We start from the raw sequence: 16,681 nt of genomic DNA, 5'->3' as shown, positions 1-16,681 counted from the left end.
GAGACAGTTTGAGTCACTTCATTCTTCCAGATAAAAGAAAGGACCGAACGTTTCCACGTTCAGTCCTCTTTGTCCCAGCCAAATATCCGTTCAGGTTCAAGCAATAATGCTTATCCGAACGGCATTAGTCACAAGGACGGCATTTTTGACAGAGTCTTAAGTTAACTTACTACTCAGCGTTTAGAGGGTCTTCTGCAACAACCGCAGAGAATGTACTTGAGTTGTATGGCGATGCACTTAAATCTGCGCCAATGCTGTAGCTCTCGTAGTCATCAGAAAAGATTTCAGTCGTTCCTGCTGTGTCAGAGTAAACTATGTAATCATCGACGAACAATGTTGTATCTGCTGTGCCACTGTTCGATGAAAACTTAATGGTTGTCGCGGTAACTTCCACACCAGGTGTGGTGTTTTGTGACGTATAAGGGCCATACTCAGTACCATTTACCTTAACGGTGTAAGTGCCTGCAGCATCTAAGCTTGATGTGTCCCAAGACATCTCTAGGTCAATCCATGAACCAGGAGTAAATGTAGTTACTTGAGTAGCTTCTCCGCGAAGGGTGATTTTCCCTTCATCAATTTTGAACTCACCAATTAAGGATGATGTTGAATTCTTTGTATCAAAAAGAGAGACATACGCAGATTCACTTTCAGCAGCATCATAGTACATAGAAACTTTATGCGTACCTGTTGTCATACCTGAATCAAACTTGTAGCGCAATTCTCCAGTGTCGCCTGTATCAGTATCAGTAATAGCGGCGACTTTATTGTCTACTGGGTCAGGAGTTTCGGGCTCTTCACCCGTTAAGCTCACTACAGATGCTTCTGATGTACTGCTGTTATAAGGTGCTGTTTTTAGGCTCATGCCGACAGAGTAGTCGTTAAAATTATCATTAAACTCTTTAACATACTGACCAGTAGTGTCATCAAAAGAGTAAATTTCTAGATTATCAATAATAAGTTCATAAGGTGTCGTATCACCATTAGTTCCTAATCTCAGAGCAATTACTTGAACTTCACCAGAAGAAGCGTCAGCTATGTCGCCAACATAGTTAGTTCCATTAATTGTAAAAGTATGAGAATCTGCAGTCCAAACGACCTCAACATCAGCTGTAAATATACCATTTTCATCAGTTTCATAAGTACCAACTGAACCCAATGAACCGGTGTTATCTCGCGCCTGGATTTGGCCACCACCTATAGCAATGTCACCATGGTGATAAGTATTACTCACCTTGTTTTCGCTGTTCGTAGAATATAGAGAGATATAAGCGTTGTTTTGACCAACATCGACTTCATCGCTGTCTTCATTAATTCGGTAAGTTAAATCGGCAGTAAGCTTGCCTGAAGAAATAGTATTACCAACTGTAGAACTTGAATCCGTGATTTTAAGTCTTAATTCACCGGTGTCACTTGTTAAGGTGTCCAAAAGTTGAGCGGCATTGTTCACTCCTGAGGATTCATCGGCATTGTCTGCAGGGCCTGTGACACTACTATCATCAGCGTAGTCCGTACCTGATAGAGGGACATTGGTATCGGTGATTGAAACACCACCATCAGAAACTGCGTAGTTACCATCTACTGAGATTGTGCTGACAGAACCATCATCATTGAACAAGGTAAAGGCTACTTGGCCTGAAGTATCATCTTCAACTGTTTCTGTATAAGTGGTTTCAAATCTTTCGTATTCGGTGTTGGATACTGCATTACTTGAATCGTCGGTATAGAAATACAACGTCGAGCCATCGGCAGAAAATCGATAAACGTTGGGTAAACCACCATCACTTGATGATGAATAAGCTGTCGAGAATACAGCCGTATCAGAAAACTCCCAATAACCATTTAATAATGCTGAAGTTGGTGTTGCTGGATCGGTAGAACCATCCGTCGGAATAGGTAAACCATCACTGTTACAACCGAATAATAAACCTGTCGAAAGAGCGACAGCTGTAGCGACTTTAGAAATCTGCATAAAATATTCTCTTTATGATATTAAATCCATATGTAAATCACATAAGAAATAGATAATAAATAGTCGTTAAATATTTATTAGGATGAAGCTAATTCTGATTAGAACATCCTATTATTTAAAATAAAGTAATTAAAATATGCCCCAATAAATTACAAGAGGAGAGGGCTATTTTATAGTTTGACTATTTTATTATTAGAATGAGTAAGCAATACCTACACGGTATTTAGCTTCACGATCTTTTGAAGATGAGCTGATATCAGAAGACCAGATTTCAGCAAAAGGTTTCCAAGAACCGAACTTGTAGTTTACCTTTAGGCCAGCATCCCATTCCCAGTCATCACTATTATAAAGAAGTACGTTATCCAAAGATTTCACATAGTTTGCTTCGTAAGAAAGGCCAAGCTTAGGTAGAGATTCAATTTTGTAAGAACCCGTCAGTGTAACTTTAGACTTTTGAGCTGATTCTAAACGTTCGCCAGTTTCAGAATCTTTGTCACCAAATTGTGTGTAGTTGCGGAAATCAGCATATTCATGACGGTAACGAATTGCAGTCGTTAAACCCATGTCTGCTTTATAACCAACGCGGAACTGAGGTTTGAACGTAACCTTCTTCATCTTCCAGTCGCCATCGTTAGCATTAGGCTCATCCCAATCCCAAGCAATAGGCATACCCATTTGCAGATACCAATTGTTGTCTATTTTGTATGTCGCTGTGTTATCAATCTCCATACCATAGATGTACCAATTGCCATCATAGAAGCTTCTACTGTTCGCTGATTTAACAGAACCTGAATCTTCATCATAGTATGAATCATCAGTGTGAAATTTAACTTCTAGGCCAGTAGAGTGCTTCCACTTGTCTGACAGCTTAAAGCTTTCACCTAACTTAACTCGGTGTTGATGGCGAGCGTCTACGTGAGCCGTATCACCATTAGTCTTTGTATAATCCGTCGCAGCACGATACTCGTAACGATAATCAAGAGATGCACTGGCAGCTGTGCCCGCTAAAAGAGTACATGCAACAGCAGCAGCAATTTTTGTAACAGAATTCATACCTTTGTCTCACTATTATTTTTTATTCTGGATACATCCAATGTACCCCTGGCTCACAAACCAATACCTTACGTGGTATTAAATTAATGTATGACAAATATGATATTTATTCTTGGGTTAAATTTCTGTGAGATCTATCAAAAGTTCCGAATAATGGCCTGTTTATATAGCTAAATGTTATGAATATCCCAATTTAAGGCTTACCATTCAAATCAATCATGACTCACTTCTCATATTAACAAACCTTGTAAGCCCATGTTGATGTATGTGTTAAAATAATACAAATATAAGGATGTTCTCACGATTTCATATCGATGTTCTAGTTATTGTGGTTTAAACATAACGGAGCATGTTGAGGAATATAGATATAAACCACCGCCAAATGTTTGGTAAAAGTTAAAAGATGGCGAAATGTAAATTCTATTTATTGGTTGGTTTATTTAAGTCGAAGAGAAAATATTTAGTACTAATTCGTGTTCAAAAGTAGTTTCTGTGCTGAGAGTGTACTCAGTATCTGTTAACAATAAAGGATGAGTCATGTTTAAGAAAAACATATTAGCAGTGGCGTTATTAGCGACTGTGCCAATGGTTACTTTCGCAAATAACGGTGTTTCTTACCCCGTACCTGCCGATAAATTCGATATGCATAATTGGAAAATAACCATACCTTCAGATATTAATGAAGATGGTCGTGTTGATGAAATAGAAGGGGTAGCCATGATGAGCTACTCACATAGTGATTTCTTCCATCTTGATAAAGACGGCAACCTTGTATTTGAAGTGCAGAACCAAGCGATTACGACGAAAAACTCGAAAAATGCGCGTTCTGAATTACGACAAATGCCAAGAGGCGCAGATTTCTCTATCGATACGGCTGATAAAGGAAACCAGTGGGCACTGTCGAGTCACCCAGCGGCTAGTGAATACAGTGCTGTTGGCGGAACATTAGAAGCGACATTAAAAGTGAATCACGTCTCAGTTAACGCTAAGTTCCCAGAAAAGTACCCAGCTCACTCGGTGGTTGTTGGTCAGATTCACGCTAAAAAACATAATGAGCTAATCAAAGCTGGAACTGGTTATGGGCATGGTAATGAACCACTAAAGATCTTCTATAAGAAGTTTCCTGACCAAGAAATGGGTTCAGTATTCTGGAACTATGAACGTAACCTAGAGAAAAAAGATCCTAACCGTGCCGATATCGCTTATCCAGTGTGGGGTAACACGTGGGAAAACCCTGCAGAGCCGGGTGAAGCGGGTATTGCTCTTGGTGAAGAGTTTAGTTACAAAGTGGAAGTGAAAGGCACCATGATGTACCTAACGTTTGAAACCGAGCGTCACGATACCGTTAAGTATGAAATCGACCTGAGTAAGGGTATCGATGAACTTGATTCACCAACGGGTTATGCTGAAGATGATTTCTATTACAAAGCGGGCGCATACGGCCAATGTAGTGTGAGCGATTCTCACCCTGTATGGGGGCCTGGTTGTGGCGGTACTGGCGATTTCGCTGTCGATAAAAAGAATGGCGATTACAACAGTGTGACTTTCTCAGCGCTTAAGTTGAACGGTAAATAGCACATAGCATAACCAATAGGCTAGCTAGACGCAGTCCTTAAGGATTATTTTCGAAGACCACTTAACCGAATGTTGAGTGGTCTTTTTGTTTTATATGAGTTTTAAGATGACCTTGGTATTAATGTGACCTTGGTATCTATGAGGGTGTACGTGAAGCCTACTAATGAAAGGTACAGCTAAAACAATACAACCTTGTCAAAAGACAAGGTTGTATTCAGAAAGCGTAGGAAGATTTTGGGACGGCAACTCGATACGGAGTTTAGTCATACATCAACTCTTTGGCTTTGTCGGCATCAAACTCTTTAAGAGACTTTCGAGCCAAGTGACGGAATGGGAAAGCTTTCACGACTTCTTCGAATGGTTGGATGGCAAATGCCCAAAAGATAGAACCGTCTAATCCAAAGATGATCAATGCACACAATGGAATTGAAATTACCCATTGACCAGTAAAGTTGATTTTGAAGACTGCGGTCGTTTTTCCTAGTGCTCTTAGTACATTCCCATGAACCGTGTTGTAGCCACGGACAATCGGCAAGAAGATGTAGAGTGGGGCGATAACGGCCAATGCTTGATAGGTAGACTCATCCAAGTTCGGGTAAATGTCACCAATGACCAGACTTAATCCTGCGAACAAGATTGCACACACAAAAGAAATGACGACCGCAATATCAATACTGGTATCGACGTTTTTGACTAGGTCATCCATCTTTTTAGAGCCAATCGCTTGGCTGATAGTAATCGCGGAAGAGTGAGCCCAAGCAGTAATAAATTGAGAGACTGCCCTAATCCAAGGCATCACCAAAGTAATCGCAACATACGCGTTGATGTTAAGTTGCGAATACAGTAACTGATAAATCGTTGCGCCAATCAATAGCATGGTTACATTTGCTGCGACAGGGAATATCTCGATAAAGTGACGGCGAACGTTTGTCATGAACTCAGATCGCTGGGCGTCTAATTTGAGTGAAATTGCTGAGCTCAAATACACGCAAAGAACCAGATACACAAGGCGAAGGGTGATAGCAATAACACTGCCTAGCGCGGCGCCTTGAACACCAATACCGTCGAAATTTGAAAAGCCGTGAATGAGTCCATAAGAAAGTACAGCGTTGATCGGCAATTCAATCAAATACCCTTTAAACGGTATTTTGGTTCTTCCTAATGCATTAAATAGGGCGATAATTACTTGCGTTAATGCTGTGAAAATGACGAGATACTTTGAGATATCAAGGTAGTGGCTGATTTCTAAGTAAAGGGCTTTATCGTCGGTTAAGGCTTGAATTAAAGGTTGTTCTAAAAAGGTGAGCAGAAACCAAAATATTGTCGCGATACCTAAGTTGATGAACAGACCTGCCCAAAACGCTTTGGATAATGAAGCGGTAATGCCAGAACCCACGGCGCGGCTCAATACTAGCTGAGTGCCGTTTGCCAGCGCCATTTGAATACCGAGTACAAAGGCAACCATAGTGGTCGCAATTCCCATGGCAGCCAAAGGTATTTCACCAAGAGGAGAAACCAGCAGCGTATCGATCATCAACATCGACTGCATCAATATACCGTTTAGGGCTAGGGGCCAGGCGAGAGAGAAATTTTTCCTTACATACGATTGTGTAGACACAAACAACACCTTATGTGTGTAACCGTAAGTTTTCTCTGAGAGGACCCGAGTTCAACATTTAAAGATGAAACACTACGGTAATGGATGGTTAAAAATGGGCGCTAAAACAGACTGACTCGTGTATTGGGATACACGAGTCAGTCTGGTCAATCTTGGTTATGCGATGGCTAATTCAACCCTAGACAGCTTTTGGTTTTCATCATCAAGTAAAGCTTGAGAGGCTATTCGAGCCTGATTCGCATTGCCTGACATAATCGCATCGTATATCGCTTTGTGCTCTTCTAAACAGAAGCGACCGCCTTCGGCAGAGTGGTCGATAAACTGTTTGAAAATTGTCGACAGAATGTTCGCGAACGGAATGTAAAACTGGTTACCCGTCGATAAGAAAATCGTTTGGTGAAACAGATGATCGTTGGTTGTCCACTCTTGATAATCAAAGCCGTTTGCCGCGATGGTCATCTTTTGGAAAAGAATCGAAAGCTCTTTGCGTTGCTCTACCGTAGCGTTGGATGCTGCAAGCGCACACGCTTCTGGGTCAATCGCTTTTCTTAAGCCTAAGAATTGAGATAAAAAGGGTTTGGTGTCTTCTAAATCTTGGATCCAATACAGTAATTGAGGATCTAAAAAGTGCCATTGCGTTCTTGGTTTGATACGAGTGCCCACTTTAGGCTTTGATTCAATCAACCCTTTTGCTGAAAGCAGCTTAGTGGATTCTCGAAGGGCAGTTCTGCTGACTCCAAAGATCTCGCACAACTCCATTTCGCTAGGTAACTTCTGATTTTCTTTCAACTCGCCAGACAAGATTTTGCGAGCAATTTGTCTCGCGACTTGAACATGAATTCGGCGGCTTGAATCTTCCACCAATGTAAATATTGACATTTAAACCACCTGAAATTGAAACTTTGAAAACAAAAAAAGCCAGACGAATCTGGCGCTTAGTGTCAGTGTATACGTCTAATATAGTGTGAGGTTTTCCCTCATCTATTTGGGTCTGATGACCTTATTTAGTGTGACGGTCTTAACGACTTTATGTAACTTAACGATTCTATATAACTTAGTGAGCTTATATTAGTCAGCTAGCTAGGGCGTTATTTGTCCGCCGTTAACATCTAGGATTTGCCCTGTGATGTAACCGCTACAAGCGTGCGATGCAAAGAAAGCAAATGAAGGGGCAACTTCATCAATATTGCCAAAGCGTCCCATTGGAATGTTGTTAGCAATGGTCGCTTTCAGATCGTCGCTCTTGCCATCGTGAAATGCGGTGTCGATAGTGCCCGGTGAAACAATGTTGAAACGGATATTGTCTTGCGCGAACTCTTTCACCCAATTGCGGTGAATGTCGTGTAACCACGCTTTAGATGCGGCATATACGCCAGCACCCACACCACCGCCTTCGCGAGCGGCAATAGAGCCCGTGCTAATCACACACGATGTTTGCCCCGATAGAGCAGCAGATGCACGCAAGTGTGGGATAGAGAACTTAGTTGTCATCAGCGCGGATCGAACATTTAGGTTCATCACACGCTCATAAAACTCGTCATCGATATTTTCTAGACTTGCACGCCCACCAAGGCCACCTGCGTTGTTAATCAACACATCCATGCCGCCAAAATGGTCGGTGAACTCTTTGACTAACCTTTCGCACTCTAATGTGTCCATTAGGTTGGCAGGAAAAAACGCAACATCGCCACCCAATGCGGTGAGTTCGGTGAGAACGTCATCGACTTTTGGGCTGAAAGCACGACTATTGATGCCAATCTTTGCGCCGTACTTTGCAAAAATGCGTGCAGTAGCTAAGCCCATACCAGCAGTAGAGCCAGTAATTAAAATGCGTTTGCCTTTTAAATCGTTAAACATCAGAGTCGCCTATATTGTAGATTATTTGCGTTAATAAATCATACAATAACACTTGCTATATTCAAGAGTGTTCATCTAAAAACTGATCATTACCGACATAAATAGTGAGAGTAAGAGTGGTTTTGTGAGTTCACGCATACAAAAAATGTGTAAATAAGAACTATTTGTATGAATAAATGGGTATATTTGGTTTGATGAGCTTAATACTTACAAGATTGTTAAAATAATGCTCTAGCCTATATTGGTAGTGACCTCACGTTATTCTGATACTGAGTTGGTAGAGATATAAATCAGTGTTATAGTACGAATTAAATAATACATATCTAATAAGTAAGTAGACACATGGCTGGTCATTTCAATTCTATTTCAGGCTCTAAGCGAAGCCTTCATGTGCAAGTTGCACGTGAAATCGCTCGTGGTATTTTGTCGGGCAATTTGCCTCAAGGTTCTATTATCCCTGGTGAAATGGCTCTGTGTGAGCAATTTGGTATCAGTAGAACAGCATTAAGAGAAGCGGTTAAGCTTCTTACTTCAAAAGGCCTATTAGAATCTCGCCCTAAGATTGGTACTCGTGTTGTTGACCGCGCGTTCTGGAACTTCTTAGATCCACAATTGATCGAATGGATGGACGGTTTAGCTGACACCGACCAATTCTGCCATCAGTTTTTAGGCTTGCGCCGTGCCATCGAACCTGAAGCTTGTGCGTTGGCCGCTAAATTTGCGACTGCGGATCAACGAATTGAATTATCAGAAATTTTCCAAAAAATGGTGGAGATATCTAGCGAAGAGATTCTTGATAAAGAGCGTTGGCTAGATATTGATATGAAGTTCCATAGCCTAATCTTCAACGCGACAGGGAACGACTTTTACCTACCATTCGGCAATATCTTAACGACTATGTTTGTTAACTTTATTTCTCACTCTTCTGAAGAGGGAAGTACCTGCATTGAAGAACACCGCCAAATTTATGAAGCAATCATGGCGGGGAACAGTGATAAAGCGCGTCAAGCGTCAGCGAGTCACTTGCTAGAAACGAACCACAGGTTACCAATCGCTAGTTAATTGTTTTAAAAAGATTTTTACTTTGAATCTTTGTTAGAACTGGTTCATTGGAACTCAAAGGTACACCAGGAAAGCACGTTTAATACGTGCTTTTTTTGTGTCTAAATTTGATGGAAACCTGACTGATGTCCAATATTTGACCTATTCTTTGCTGTTTTGTTAAAACCACTAGCAACCAGCCTTGTTAGTTATATAATAATACTAATTAAATTATTGCGAGTGTGATTATGCCTCAGTCTTTATTACCAAATATTCTTCAGTTTATCGGTCAGATAGACCCATTCGATAAGATCCCTAAAGAAGCGCTGCGTGAACTTGCCTCTAATGTTCAGATCACTTACCTCGGCAAAGGTGATGTGGTTGATCTGTGTGAATCGGGCAAAGAAAAGTCGCTCTATATCATTCGAACTGGCTCTATGGAGCAACGAAAATCGGACGGTGTGCTTCGCGCACGTTTAGGTAGCGAAGACTTGTTCGGTTTTACATTCTTAGATTCTGAAGTTAACGATGAGAAAGGCTATAGAGCCATCGCAATTGAGAACACCTTACTTTATGTGATTCCGCACTCGGCACTTCAAACGCTTTTCAAAGCCTTTCCAAGCTGTGCAGAACACTTTGCGTCGCAGGCTCAGGTTCGTTTGAAGTCAGCATTGGATGTGGTGTGGTCAAATAAAGAGAAAGGCTTGTTCATTCGTAAGGTTGAAGAAGTGGCAAGCGGGCAGGTCGCCATTGTTAAGTCTGAGCAAACCATCCAATCGGTAGCGGTGGAAATGCTTCATCAACGCTCGCCATGTGCGGTGATCTATGAGGGTGAAACCATTGTTGGTTTGATTACCGACCGTGACATGACTAAGCGAGTGATCGCTCACGGTGTCAGTACTGATAGCCTGATCTCAGAGGTAATGACACACTCTCCACTCACAGTGAAACCCGATGATTTAGTGCTGCATGCTGCATCTATCATGATGCAATTCAATATCCGTAACTTGCCCGTTGTGAAAGAGAATAAGGTCGTTGGTCTCCTCACCACGTCTCACTTAGTTCAAAACCACCGTGTCCAAGCGATCTTCTTAATCGAGAAAATCAAATACGCGGGCAGTGTGAAAACCATGTCTTCGTTTACCCCAGAGCGACAAGCTATTTTTGAAGCGCTGGTGGAAGGCAAGGTTGCACCGGAAACCGTCGGTAAGGTAATGACCATGATTATGGATGCCTACACCCGTCGATTGATTCAAATAGCGATTGATAAATTAGGCCCACCACCGTGTGATTTCTCTTGGATCGTAGCCGGATCGCACGCGCGTAATGAAGTGCACATGCTGTCGGATCAAGACAGCGCGATTGTACTGGCTGATGATGCGACAGACAGTGACCGTATTTACTTCAAACACTTAGCGATGATGGTGACCAACGGGTTGGCAAGCTGCGATTACCCGTTATGCCCAGGAAAATTCATGGCAGCGACGCCAAAATGGTGTCAGCCACTCAATGTTTGGAAGCACTACTATAAAAAGTGGGTTGCCAACCCTGAGTATGAACGCCTACTCAACATCAGTGTGTTCCTAGAGATCCGTACTATTTATGGCAACAGTGAGTTCGAAGGCATTCTTCGTGATGAGCTGCATACTAATATTCGCGGCAACCGTGAGTTCCTAAGTACGCTCGTGAAAGATGCGGTCAATACCAATCCACCTTTGGGTATCTTCAACAGCTTGGTGTTAGAAAAATCGGGTGAGAACAAGAAAACCTTGAACGTGAAGAAATACGCCATCAACTTGATTATTGATTTAGCACGTATTTATGGTCTTGCAGTGGAGTGTGACTTGTCGGCCACTGATGAACGCTTTGCGGCAGCCAATGAAAAAGGCATGCTGAGCGACGACGCATTCAAAAACATTCTAGGTGCTTACCAGTTCATTCTCTCTTTCCGATTCGGTCATCAACTTGAAGCGTTGAAGAACGGAGATGTGCCCGACAACAATATCAATCCAGATAGCTTTGGTAGCTTTGAGCGTAAACACTTGAAAGATGCCTTTAGGATCATTGCTGACCTTCAAGAAGCGGCGAAAATTCGTTTCGGAGCGCGCTAATGAAATCGTTTTTAAATTACTTTCATCCGCTTGAGCGAATTAAACGTAAACGTAAGCAATATCTGGGAACGGTTAAGTTGCCAGAAGCGTTACATGATCTCGTAGATCAGCCTTGCCCTGAAATGACGGACTTGGCCAAAGACAGTGACTATATCGTGCTGGATCTTGAGACCACGGGTCTAGACAGCGAACAAGATCTGATTTTGTCCATGGGTTGGGTCGATGTGGTCAAGGGGCGAATAGACTTAGCGTCCGCCAAGCATATTTATCTGGATAACGATTCGCAGATCAACGCAGAAACCGCCGTGATCAACCATATTACGCCGCAAATGTTAGAAGAGGGCGCTTCTATTCATGATGCGATGCTGACGTTCTTCGAAGCAGCGAAAGGCAAGATTATTGTCGCGCACGCTTGCATGGTAGAAGAGAGGTTCATTAGCCAATATCTTCTTCGTTGCTATGGTTTACGAGCGATTCCTCTGCTTTGGCTAGACACATTGTGTATCGAAAAGAGCATGGAGAAAGCGATCAGCAATCATGAAGAAGTGGATTTGACTCTAGCAGGCACTCGTGAAAGATACGGGCTTCCTGAATACAACAATCATAATGCGCTTGCTGATGCAGTATCAACTGCGGAATTGTTTTTAGCTCAGCAGAAGCGAGTTGTGCCTAACGATGACGTGACCGTTGCATTTCTCTATCGAATCAGTCACTAGGGCTAGGAGCGTTAAGTACTTGGCTCTTATTTGAATGATTTGAAAGAAGAAAAGCCAGCGATTAAGCTGGCTTTTTTTAGGTCTTAGAAAATTAGGACAGTAATTATCTTAGATTATTTATATAGCTATCGATTAGAAGCTGTAAGTTAGACCAACACGGCTACGTAGTTCACGAGTCGCTTTAGTCGATGAAGTACTTACATCACCAAACTCTACATATGGTGCCCATTGACCCATCATGTGACGAATACTTGCGTTCAACTCGTAGTTGGTATCGTCGTTGTCGTAGATGTCATATCCATCTGCTTTGTAGTAGTTACCCTCTAAACCAAAGCGCCAGTTTTCCATTGAGTAGTTAACGTTTGCCGTTAGACGGTGGCGGCGTTGGTTACTATCATTTTCATAAGTAAGGTTTCCGTCTTCCAGAATGGGTTTTCCGTCAGAGTCTGTTGCGATAGATTTAGTATTTTGTCTCATATCGTAACGGTAACGTGCGCTTAGGCTTAATCCGTCGATGCTATCAACGCTGTATGTCGCACGAACTTGAGGTTTGTACGTAATGCCAGATTCACGACCTTCAATTGGCATACCGTAAGTCATTGTCCAGTTATCGTTTAGTACATGACGGTAATTTAGACCAAGCTCCCAACCGTTATTCTTCAAATCTTCCATGAATTTACCGTCTTCTCCCTTGAATTTCGCTTCGATATCTACAAGGAAGTTGCCAATGCTATCGCCCAGTTTTACACGAGTAGCGTGTTGATCTGTATGACTCTTGTATTCGTGTCTCATATCGAAAGACGCCGCAGATACAGAGCCAGCAGCGAGTACAGATGCCACAGCAATCACGATTTTAGTTTTATTCATGGTATTAATTCCATATTTATAGGTTGAGTATTAGCCATAATTACAAGCCAAATAGAGTAGTTCTTGTCTTCAATGCAATTTTTTGTTGAAACGATTTCTTGGCCATTTCAAATTTGTTTTGCATTTAAATAATACAAATATGCTAACGATTTGAAGGCGCATGATCTGTGAATTGGATCGTGTTGTTAGGACAAAACCACTATTTACAAAGGGTTACAAAGTCAGCCTGTCTTTGTAAGTGTATGATTTTTAGTGTTTTGTTTGTCTGTTGATAATGATTTTTAAGGGTTTTGTTCATCAATAAATGTGCGCTACAGCAAAAAATTGAATCTTTAGATGTTATTTTCATTTGTAATACATTATTATTTACTAACTTTCTGTAGCAACACATAACTTTGCTGTGTTGATTGCATGAACTGACGCTGCGAAGCGGATAAGTAAGAACGATTTAAAGGCTAAATGGTTAGAAAGGAAAAATGGCTAGAAGCCAAAATACTTTAAACCGCTAGGCATTTGTTTTAGGTGTTATAGAGCTCGGCCAGAGATGATTTGAAATGTAGTAGGCAAGGCAGTGACATAGCCTGCTATATAGATATGAACTTGATAGGAATGAACAGGGTTCGAATGGTTACCCGTTGTTTTTATTAGTGACAAAGAAGAAATCGTTGAAGTGCTTGCGAAAGCATTTTGATTATTGCTCCCAACTATTCTAATTATAACTTCTGCTTTCGTTTAGAAAGGTAGGAGACGGTAGTCGAAGATCTACCCTTGCGCTCATGTTGATACAGGCAACATGAGCGTTTTTTTATCTGAAATTTGAGTAGAGAATAGTTTGATAAGAAAAAACGTGTAAGCCGCGGCTTAAGAGCTAAGCTTTTAGGTTGATGACAGCGCGTTCAAGTGAGTCTGTTTGTTCTACTACTGAAGTTGCAGAAGCGGCGTTTTTTGAAGCGCTCGTTACATTCGTCAATGTCAGCTGTTTAATGGCATCTACGTTTTCGATGATCTCTGACGTCACTTCACTTTGCTCCTTCATTGCATTGGAGACTTCTAAACTGTTATTTAGAATGGTTTCCATGTCTGCGATAACCGATGTGATTCTTGAATGTGCCTTCTCACAAGAGTCGACACTGCTGTTACCTTTTTCACAACAATTTTGAATCGTGTTAACCACCATTTGGGTTTGATCTTGAACCCCTTGAATAATGGTTGAGATCTCTTCGGTTGAAAGCTGTGTTCTGCCAGCCAAGGTTCTCACTTCATCGGCGACGACCGCAAAACCACGACCTTGCTCTCCAGCGCGCGCTGCTTCAATAGCGGCGTTCAAAGCGAGTAGGTTGGTTTGTTCAGCAATGTCTTTAATCACTTCTAGTACGGTATTGATCTTTTCTGAGTGCACAGAAAGGCGATTCACTTCTTCACTCGCACTCACTAAGTCAGTTGAAAGCGTATTGATTGTATCTCTGGTGAAGGCCACATCGTTCAGGCCATCATTCGCCGTGGCGAAACTGGTTTGTGCATTTGATGATGCGTTTTCACTATTGGTCGCAACACTTTGGATATTGCTGCCCATTTGATTTATCGCGGTCGCAATATTTTCTGTTTGTCGTTGCTGCTTGTTTAAAGCGCTTTCCACTTCTATGCCGTCGTGTTGCAACTGGTTCGAAATGTTGCCGAGCTCTTGGATCGACCCTTGTACTTGACCAACAAGTTGACGAATATCTTCTAATACGGTGTTAAATGACTTGGCAATATCCGCAATTTCATCTGAACCGCTGTCTTCCGCTTTAACGGTAAAGTCACGTTGTTGGGATACGTGCAACATGGTTGCGTTTAACGAGGCTATCTTCTTAGCGACACGCGATGAGATCCCAAAGGACAGCACGATCAGTAATCCAGTGACGGCGATTACGGAACTCACAATAAACGTAGTGATGGTTTGTTGAATCGATTCGACCTGTTGTTCTAAACGACCTTCAACGCCGGTAAATATCGAGATGATATCTTCAAACAGCATTTTCATTTCTGATTTCAGTTCGCTGACCTTTGCTGGGTTGCGTTCTATCGCGTCTACCATCAAGGAAAAATCTTTGTCGTATTGTTTTACTTCTCGATTCAGTTTGTCTAACTCTGGTACAGCAATGTCTGACTCTTCAAGTAAAACAGAGAAGCTATTCATCAACTGTTGGAAGTGTGAATACTCTTTGGCGAATTCAGGCTTGAGGGCTTTGTCGTGACTGATCAGAAACTCTAGTTCCGTTCGATTTAGTTGAAGCATCGAAACTTCAAGCGACTTCACCTTGATCAGGGTTTTCTCAAGTTTGATCAGCTTTAGGTTTGCCATTTCAGTGAATGAGACGACAACCAATAACGAAATAATGGATAAACAAGCAAGGCTAAAAAGGGAGGTTTTAATTTTCATAGGCAGGCACCAAAGCAAAACAATATGACTCAACAACGTATTTGGGAATCTCGTTTCTCTTATTTGCGTGATCAGTAGCTTACAAGCGGATAACTGGGATCTGACTCGCAACGGAAACGTTTGCTTACAGTATTTTATGGAAAGGTTATGCGCAAGTTAAATATTTATTATTTTCAATGACTATTGGTGATTGTTTTATCACTAGATGGAGTCCTGTAAATAATAACGAGAGATTGAGGTATAGTCGGACCAAAGTGATGAGGGGAAGTGGTAGAGAAAAGAGCAAGTGAAAAAGCCACGAACATTCACGCTTAGTCACATGAATGCTCGTTTCTATTGTCATGTCTTCTCTTGTTGTGTCTCTTGCTCTTGTCGCTTAATTGCAGACGGGTTAGCAGCAGACGGGTTTGCAGCAGACGGTTAGCTGCAGGCGGATTCGCAGCAGTCGTTTATATGTATGAGACTAACCCTGTGAGAGCCGTTTTTTAGTATTAGCTTTCCGTCGGCATCCAAACCTGTTTAGACGTGACTTTGTGGTCTTTAAAGGTCAGTTCTTCAACCTTGTCTCCGTTAGTATTCCAGCGAGTGAGTTTCCCGTTTGCTACTTCGCCTTCATCAAATTTCGCTTGGCTGGCCTTATTGCCATTAGGGTAGTAGTCCGTTACCAATCCATCTTTTTGCCCGTCACTGAATTCGGCTGTTAGGCTTTGTTCGCCATTCGGATACCAGCGAGAGGCAACACCCGACAGCTCATTGTCTTTATAGTTGAGCTCCGCTTTTTTCTGTCCGTTTGGATACCAGGTCTCGGCCTTACCTTGCAGCTCACCTTTAACGTAATTCACTTTAGAAGCGACTTGGCCATTCGGATACCAGTTGGTTTCTAACCCAAGTTCTAGGCCATCGGCAAATTGAGCTTGGGTCGCGACTTGGCCGTTATCGAACTTCTCTTCAAATTGACCAGTAAAGGGTTTTGAGTGGTTTACTTGATAAGCCACACCTTTGCGCATTTGTAAGTAGTCAACAGCATCATCGCTGGTGGCTGCATAGCTCATAGAAGATACCGTACTAAGAGCAATTAAGATTGGAACGTATTTCTTCATAATGACACCTTTTTAATGGACGAGGGGAAAGTGTAACGGGTGTGTTAAAAGCATTTCACTTCCGAGAACCACTGTCAGTATCTAATAGTGGTTTTCAAGTTTTCATTATTGGCTACCTAATATAGGGAACTTTTAAAAGCAAAATCCCAATTCTATTTGTACTACAAATGTGTTGGTTTGATTCATTTTTATAAATTATATCTAACGATATTCTTGCTGTTCTTCTTTGAGCTTTGATCGTGACAAATAATAGTTTTTGTCGATAATCATTCGTTTTTAGAGGGTTAGTTCATGTTTTTCGGGGTTTTTGTCGAAATATAGTATGGATGGCTGCACTCACTTGAGGAATTAT

General features: G+C 41.8%; 12 protein-coding genes. 4 read left to right on the top strand and 8 right to left on the bottom strand.

From position 1 onward, the window contains the following. Positions 1 to 169: 169 nt before the first annotated feature. Positions 170 to 1,969, bottom strand: coding sequence for a hypothetical protein (locus L3V36_RS17850; RefSeq protein WP_102448333.1), 1,800 nt, complete (start codon positions 1,967 to 1,969; stop codon positions 170 to 172). Between the two features lie 192 nt (positions 1,970 to 2,161). Further along, entirely contained in the window at positions 2,162 to 3,022 is an 861-nt protein-coding gene (locus tag L3V36_RS17845) for an oligogalacturonate-specific porin KdgM family protein (RefSeq protein WP_017095148.1), read from the bottom strand. Between the two features lie 537 nt (positions 3,023 to 3,559). Here L3V36_RS17845 and L3V36_RS17840 point away from each other — a divergent pair. Continuing rightward, positions 3,560 to 4,597, top strand: a complete 1,038-nt coding sequence (locus L3V36_RS17840) for a polysaccharide lyase family 7 protein (RefSeq protein WP_004733527.1) — start codon at positions 3,560 to 3,562, stop codon at positions 4,595 to 4,597. Between the two features lie 259 nt (positions 4,598 to 4,856). On the opposite strand, the gene L3V36_RS17835 is transcribed toward L3V36_RS17840, so the two are convergent. The 3 genes from L3V36_RS17835 to L3V36_RS17825 form a co-directional block, all read right to left on the bottom strand. After that, on the bottom strand, positions 4,857 to 6,224 hold the full coding sequence (locus tag L3V36_RS17835; protein ID WP_208775627.1) for an MATE family efflux transporter: 1,368 nt from the start codon (positions 6,222 to 6,224) through the stop codon (positions 4,857 to 4,859). A 147-nt stretch (positions 6,225 to 6,371) separates the two neighbouring features. Next, positions 6,372 to 7,094: a FadR/GntR family transcriptional regulator gene (locus L3V36_RS17830; RefSeq protein WP_004733529.1), complete on the bottom strand. Its 723-nt coding sequence runs from the start codon at positions 7,092 to 7,094 to the stop codon at positions 6,372 to 6,374. A 201-nt stretch (positions 7,095 to 7,295) separates the two neighbouring features. Beyond that, entirely contained in the window at positions 7,296 to 8,072 is a 777-nt protein-coding gene (locus tag L3V36_RS17825) for an SDR family oxidoreductase (RefSeq protein ID WP_004733530.1), read from the bottom strand. A gap of 342 nt (positions 8,073 to 8,414) precedes the next feature. Between L3V36_RS17825 and L3V36_RS17820 the strand changes: the two genes are divergently transcribed. From L3V36_RS17820 to L3V36_RS17810, 3 genes are all read left to right on the top strand, one after another. After that, on the top strand, positions 8,415 to 9,134 hold the full coding sequence (locus L3V36_RS17820; RefSeq protein WP_004733531.1) for a FadR/GntR family transcriptional regulator: 720 nt from the start codon (positions 8,415 to 8,417) through the stop codon (positions 9,132 to 9,134). Between the two features lie 227 nt (positions 9,135 to 9,361). After that, positions 9,362 to 11,224 carry a DUF294 nucleotidyltransferase-like domain-containing protein gene (locus tag L3V36_RS17815; RefSeq protein WP_004733532.1) on the top strand — a complete coding sequence of 621 codons (1,863 nt, stop codon included), beginning with the start codon at positions 9,362 to 9,364 and terminating at the stop codon, positions 11,222 to 11,224. Next, positions 11,224 to 11,940, top strand: a complete 717-nt coding sequence (locus tag L3V36_RS17810) for a 3'-5' exonuclease (protein WP_017077162.1) — start codon at positions 11,224 to 11,226, stop codon at positions 11,938 to 11,940. Before L3V36_RS17815 ends, L3V36_RS17810 begins: the two co-directional genes overlap by 1 nt. A gap of 132 nt (positions 11,941 to 12,072) precedes the next feature. Here the strand turns inward: L3V36_RS17810 and L3V36_RS17805 are convergent, their stop codons facing one another. The 3 genes from L3V36_RS17805 to L3V36_RS17795 all read right to left on the bottom strand — a co-directional run bounded on the left by L3V36_RS17805 (position 12,073) and on the right by L3V36_RS17795 (position 16,329). After that, positions 12,073 to 12,807 (bottom strand): oligogalacturonate-specific porin KdgM family protein, encoded by a 735-nt coding sequence (locus L3V36_RS17805; RefSeq protein ID WP_017077161.1) that lies wholly within the window; start codon positions 12,805 to 12,807, stop codon positions 12,073 to 12,075. A gap of 868 nt (positions 12,808 to 13,675) precedes the next feature. After that, entirely contained in the window at positions 13,676 to 15,229 is a 1,554-nt protein-coding gene (locus tag L3V36_RS17800; protein ID WP_108190207.1) for a methyl-accepting chemotaxis protein, read from the bottom strand. Between the two features lie 491 nt (positions 15,230 to 15,720). Continuing rightward, positions 15,721 to 16,329 carry a toxin-antitoxin system YwqK family antitoxin gene (locus tag L3V36_RS17795; protein ID WP_004733536.1) on the bottom strand — a complete coding sequence of 203 codons (609 nt, stop codon included), beginning with the start codon at positions 16,327 to 16,329 and terminating at the stop codon, positions 15,721 to 15,723. Positions 16,330 to 16,681 lie beyond the last annotated feature (352 nt).

Origin of the sequence: Vibrio sp. G-C-1 (assembly GCF_021728015.1) — a bacterium.
Lineage (GTDB): Bacteria > Pseudomonadota > Gammaproteobacteria > Enterobacterales > Vibrionaceae > Vibrio > Vibrio splendidus.
Note: the sequence above shows the minus strand (reverse complement) of the source record. Positions and strands in the feature narration are given on the sequence as shown.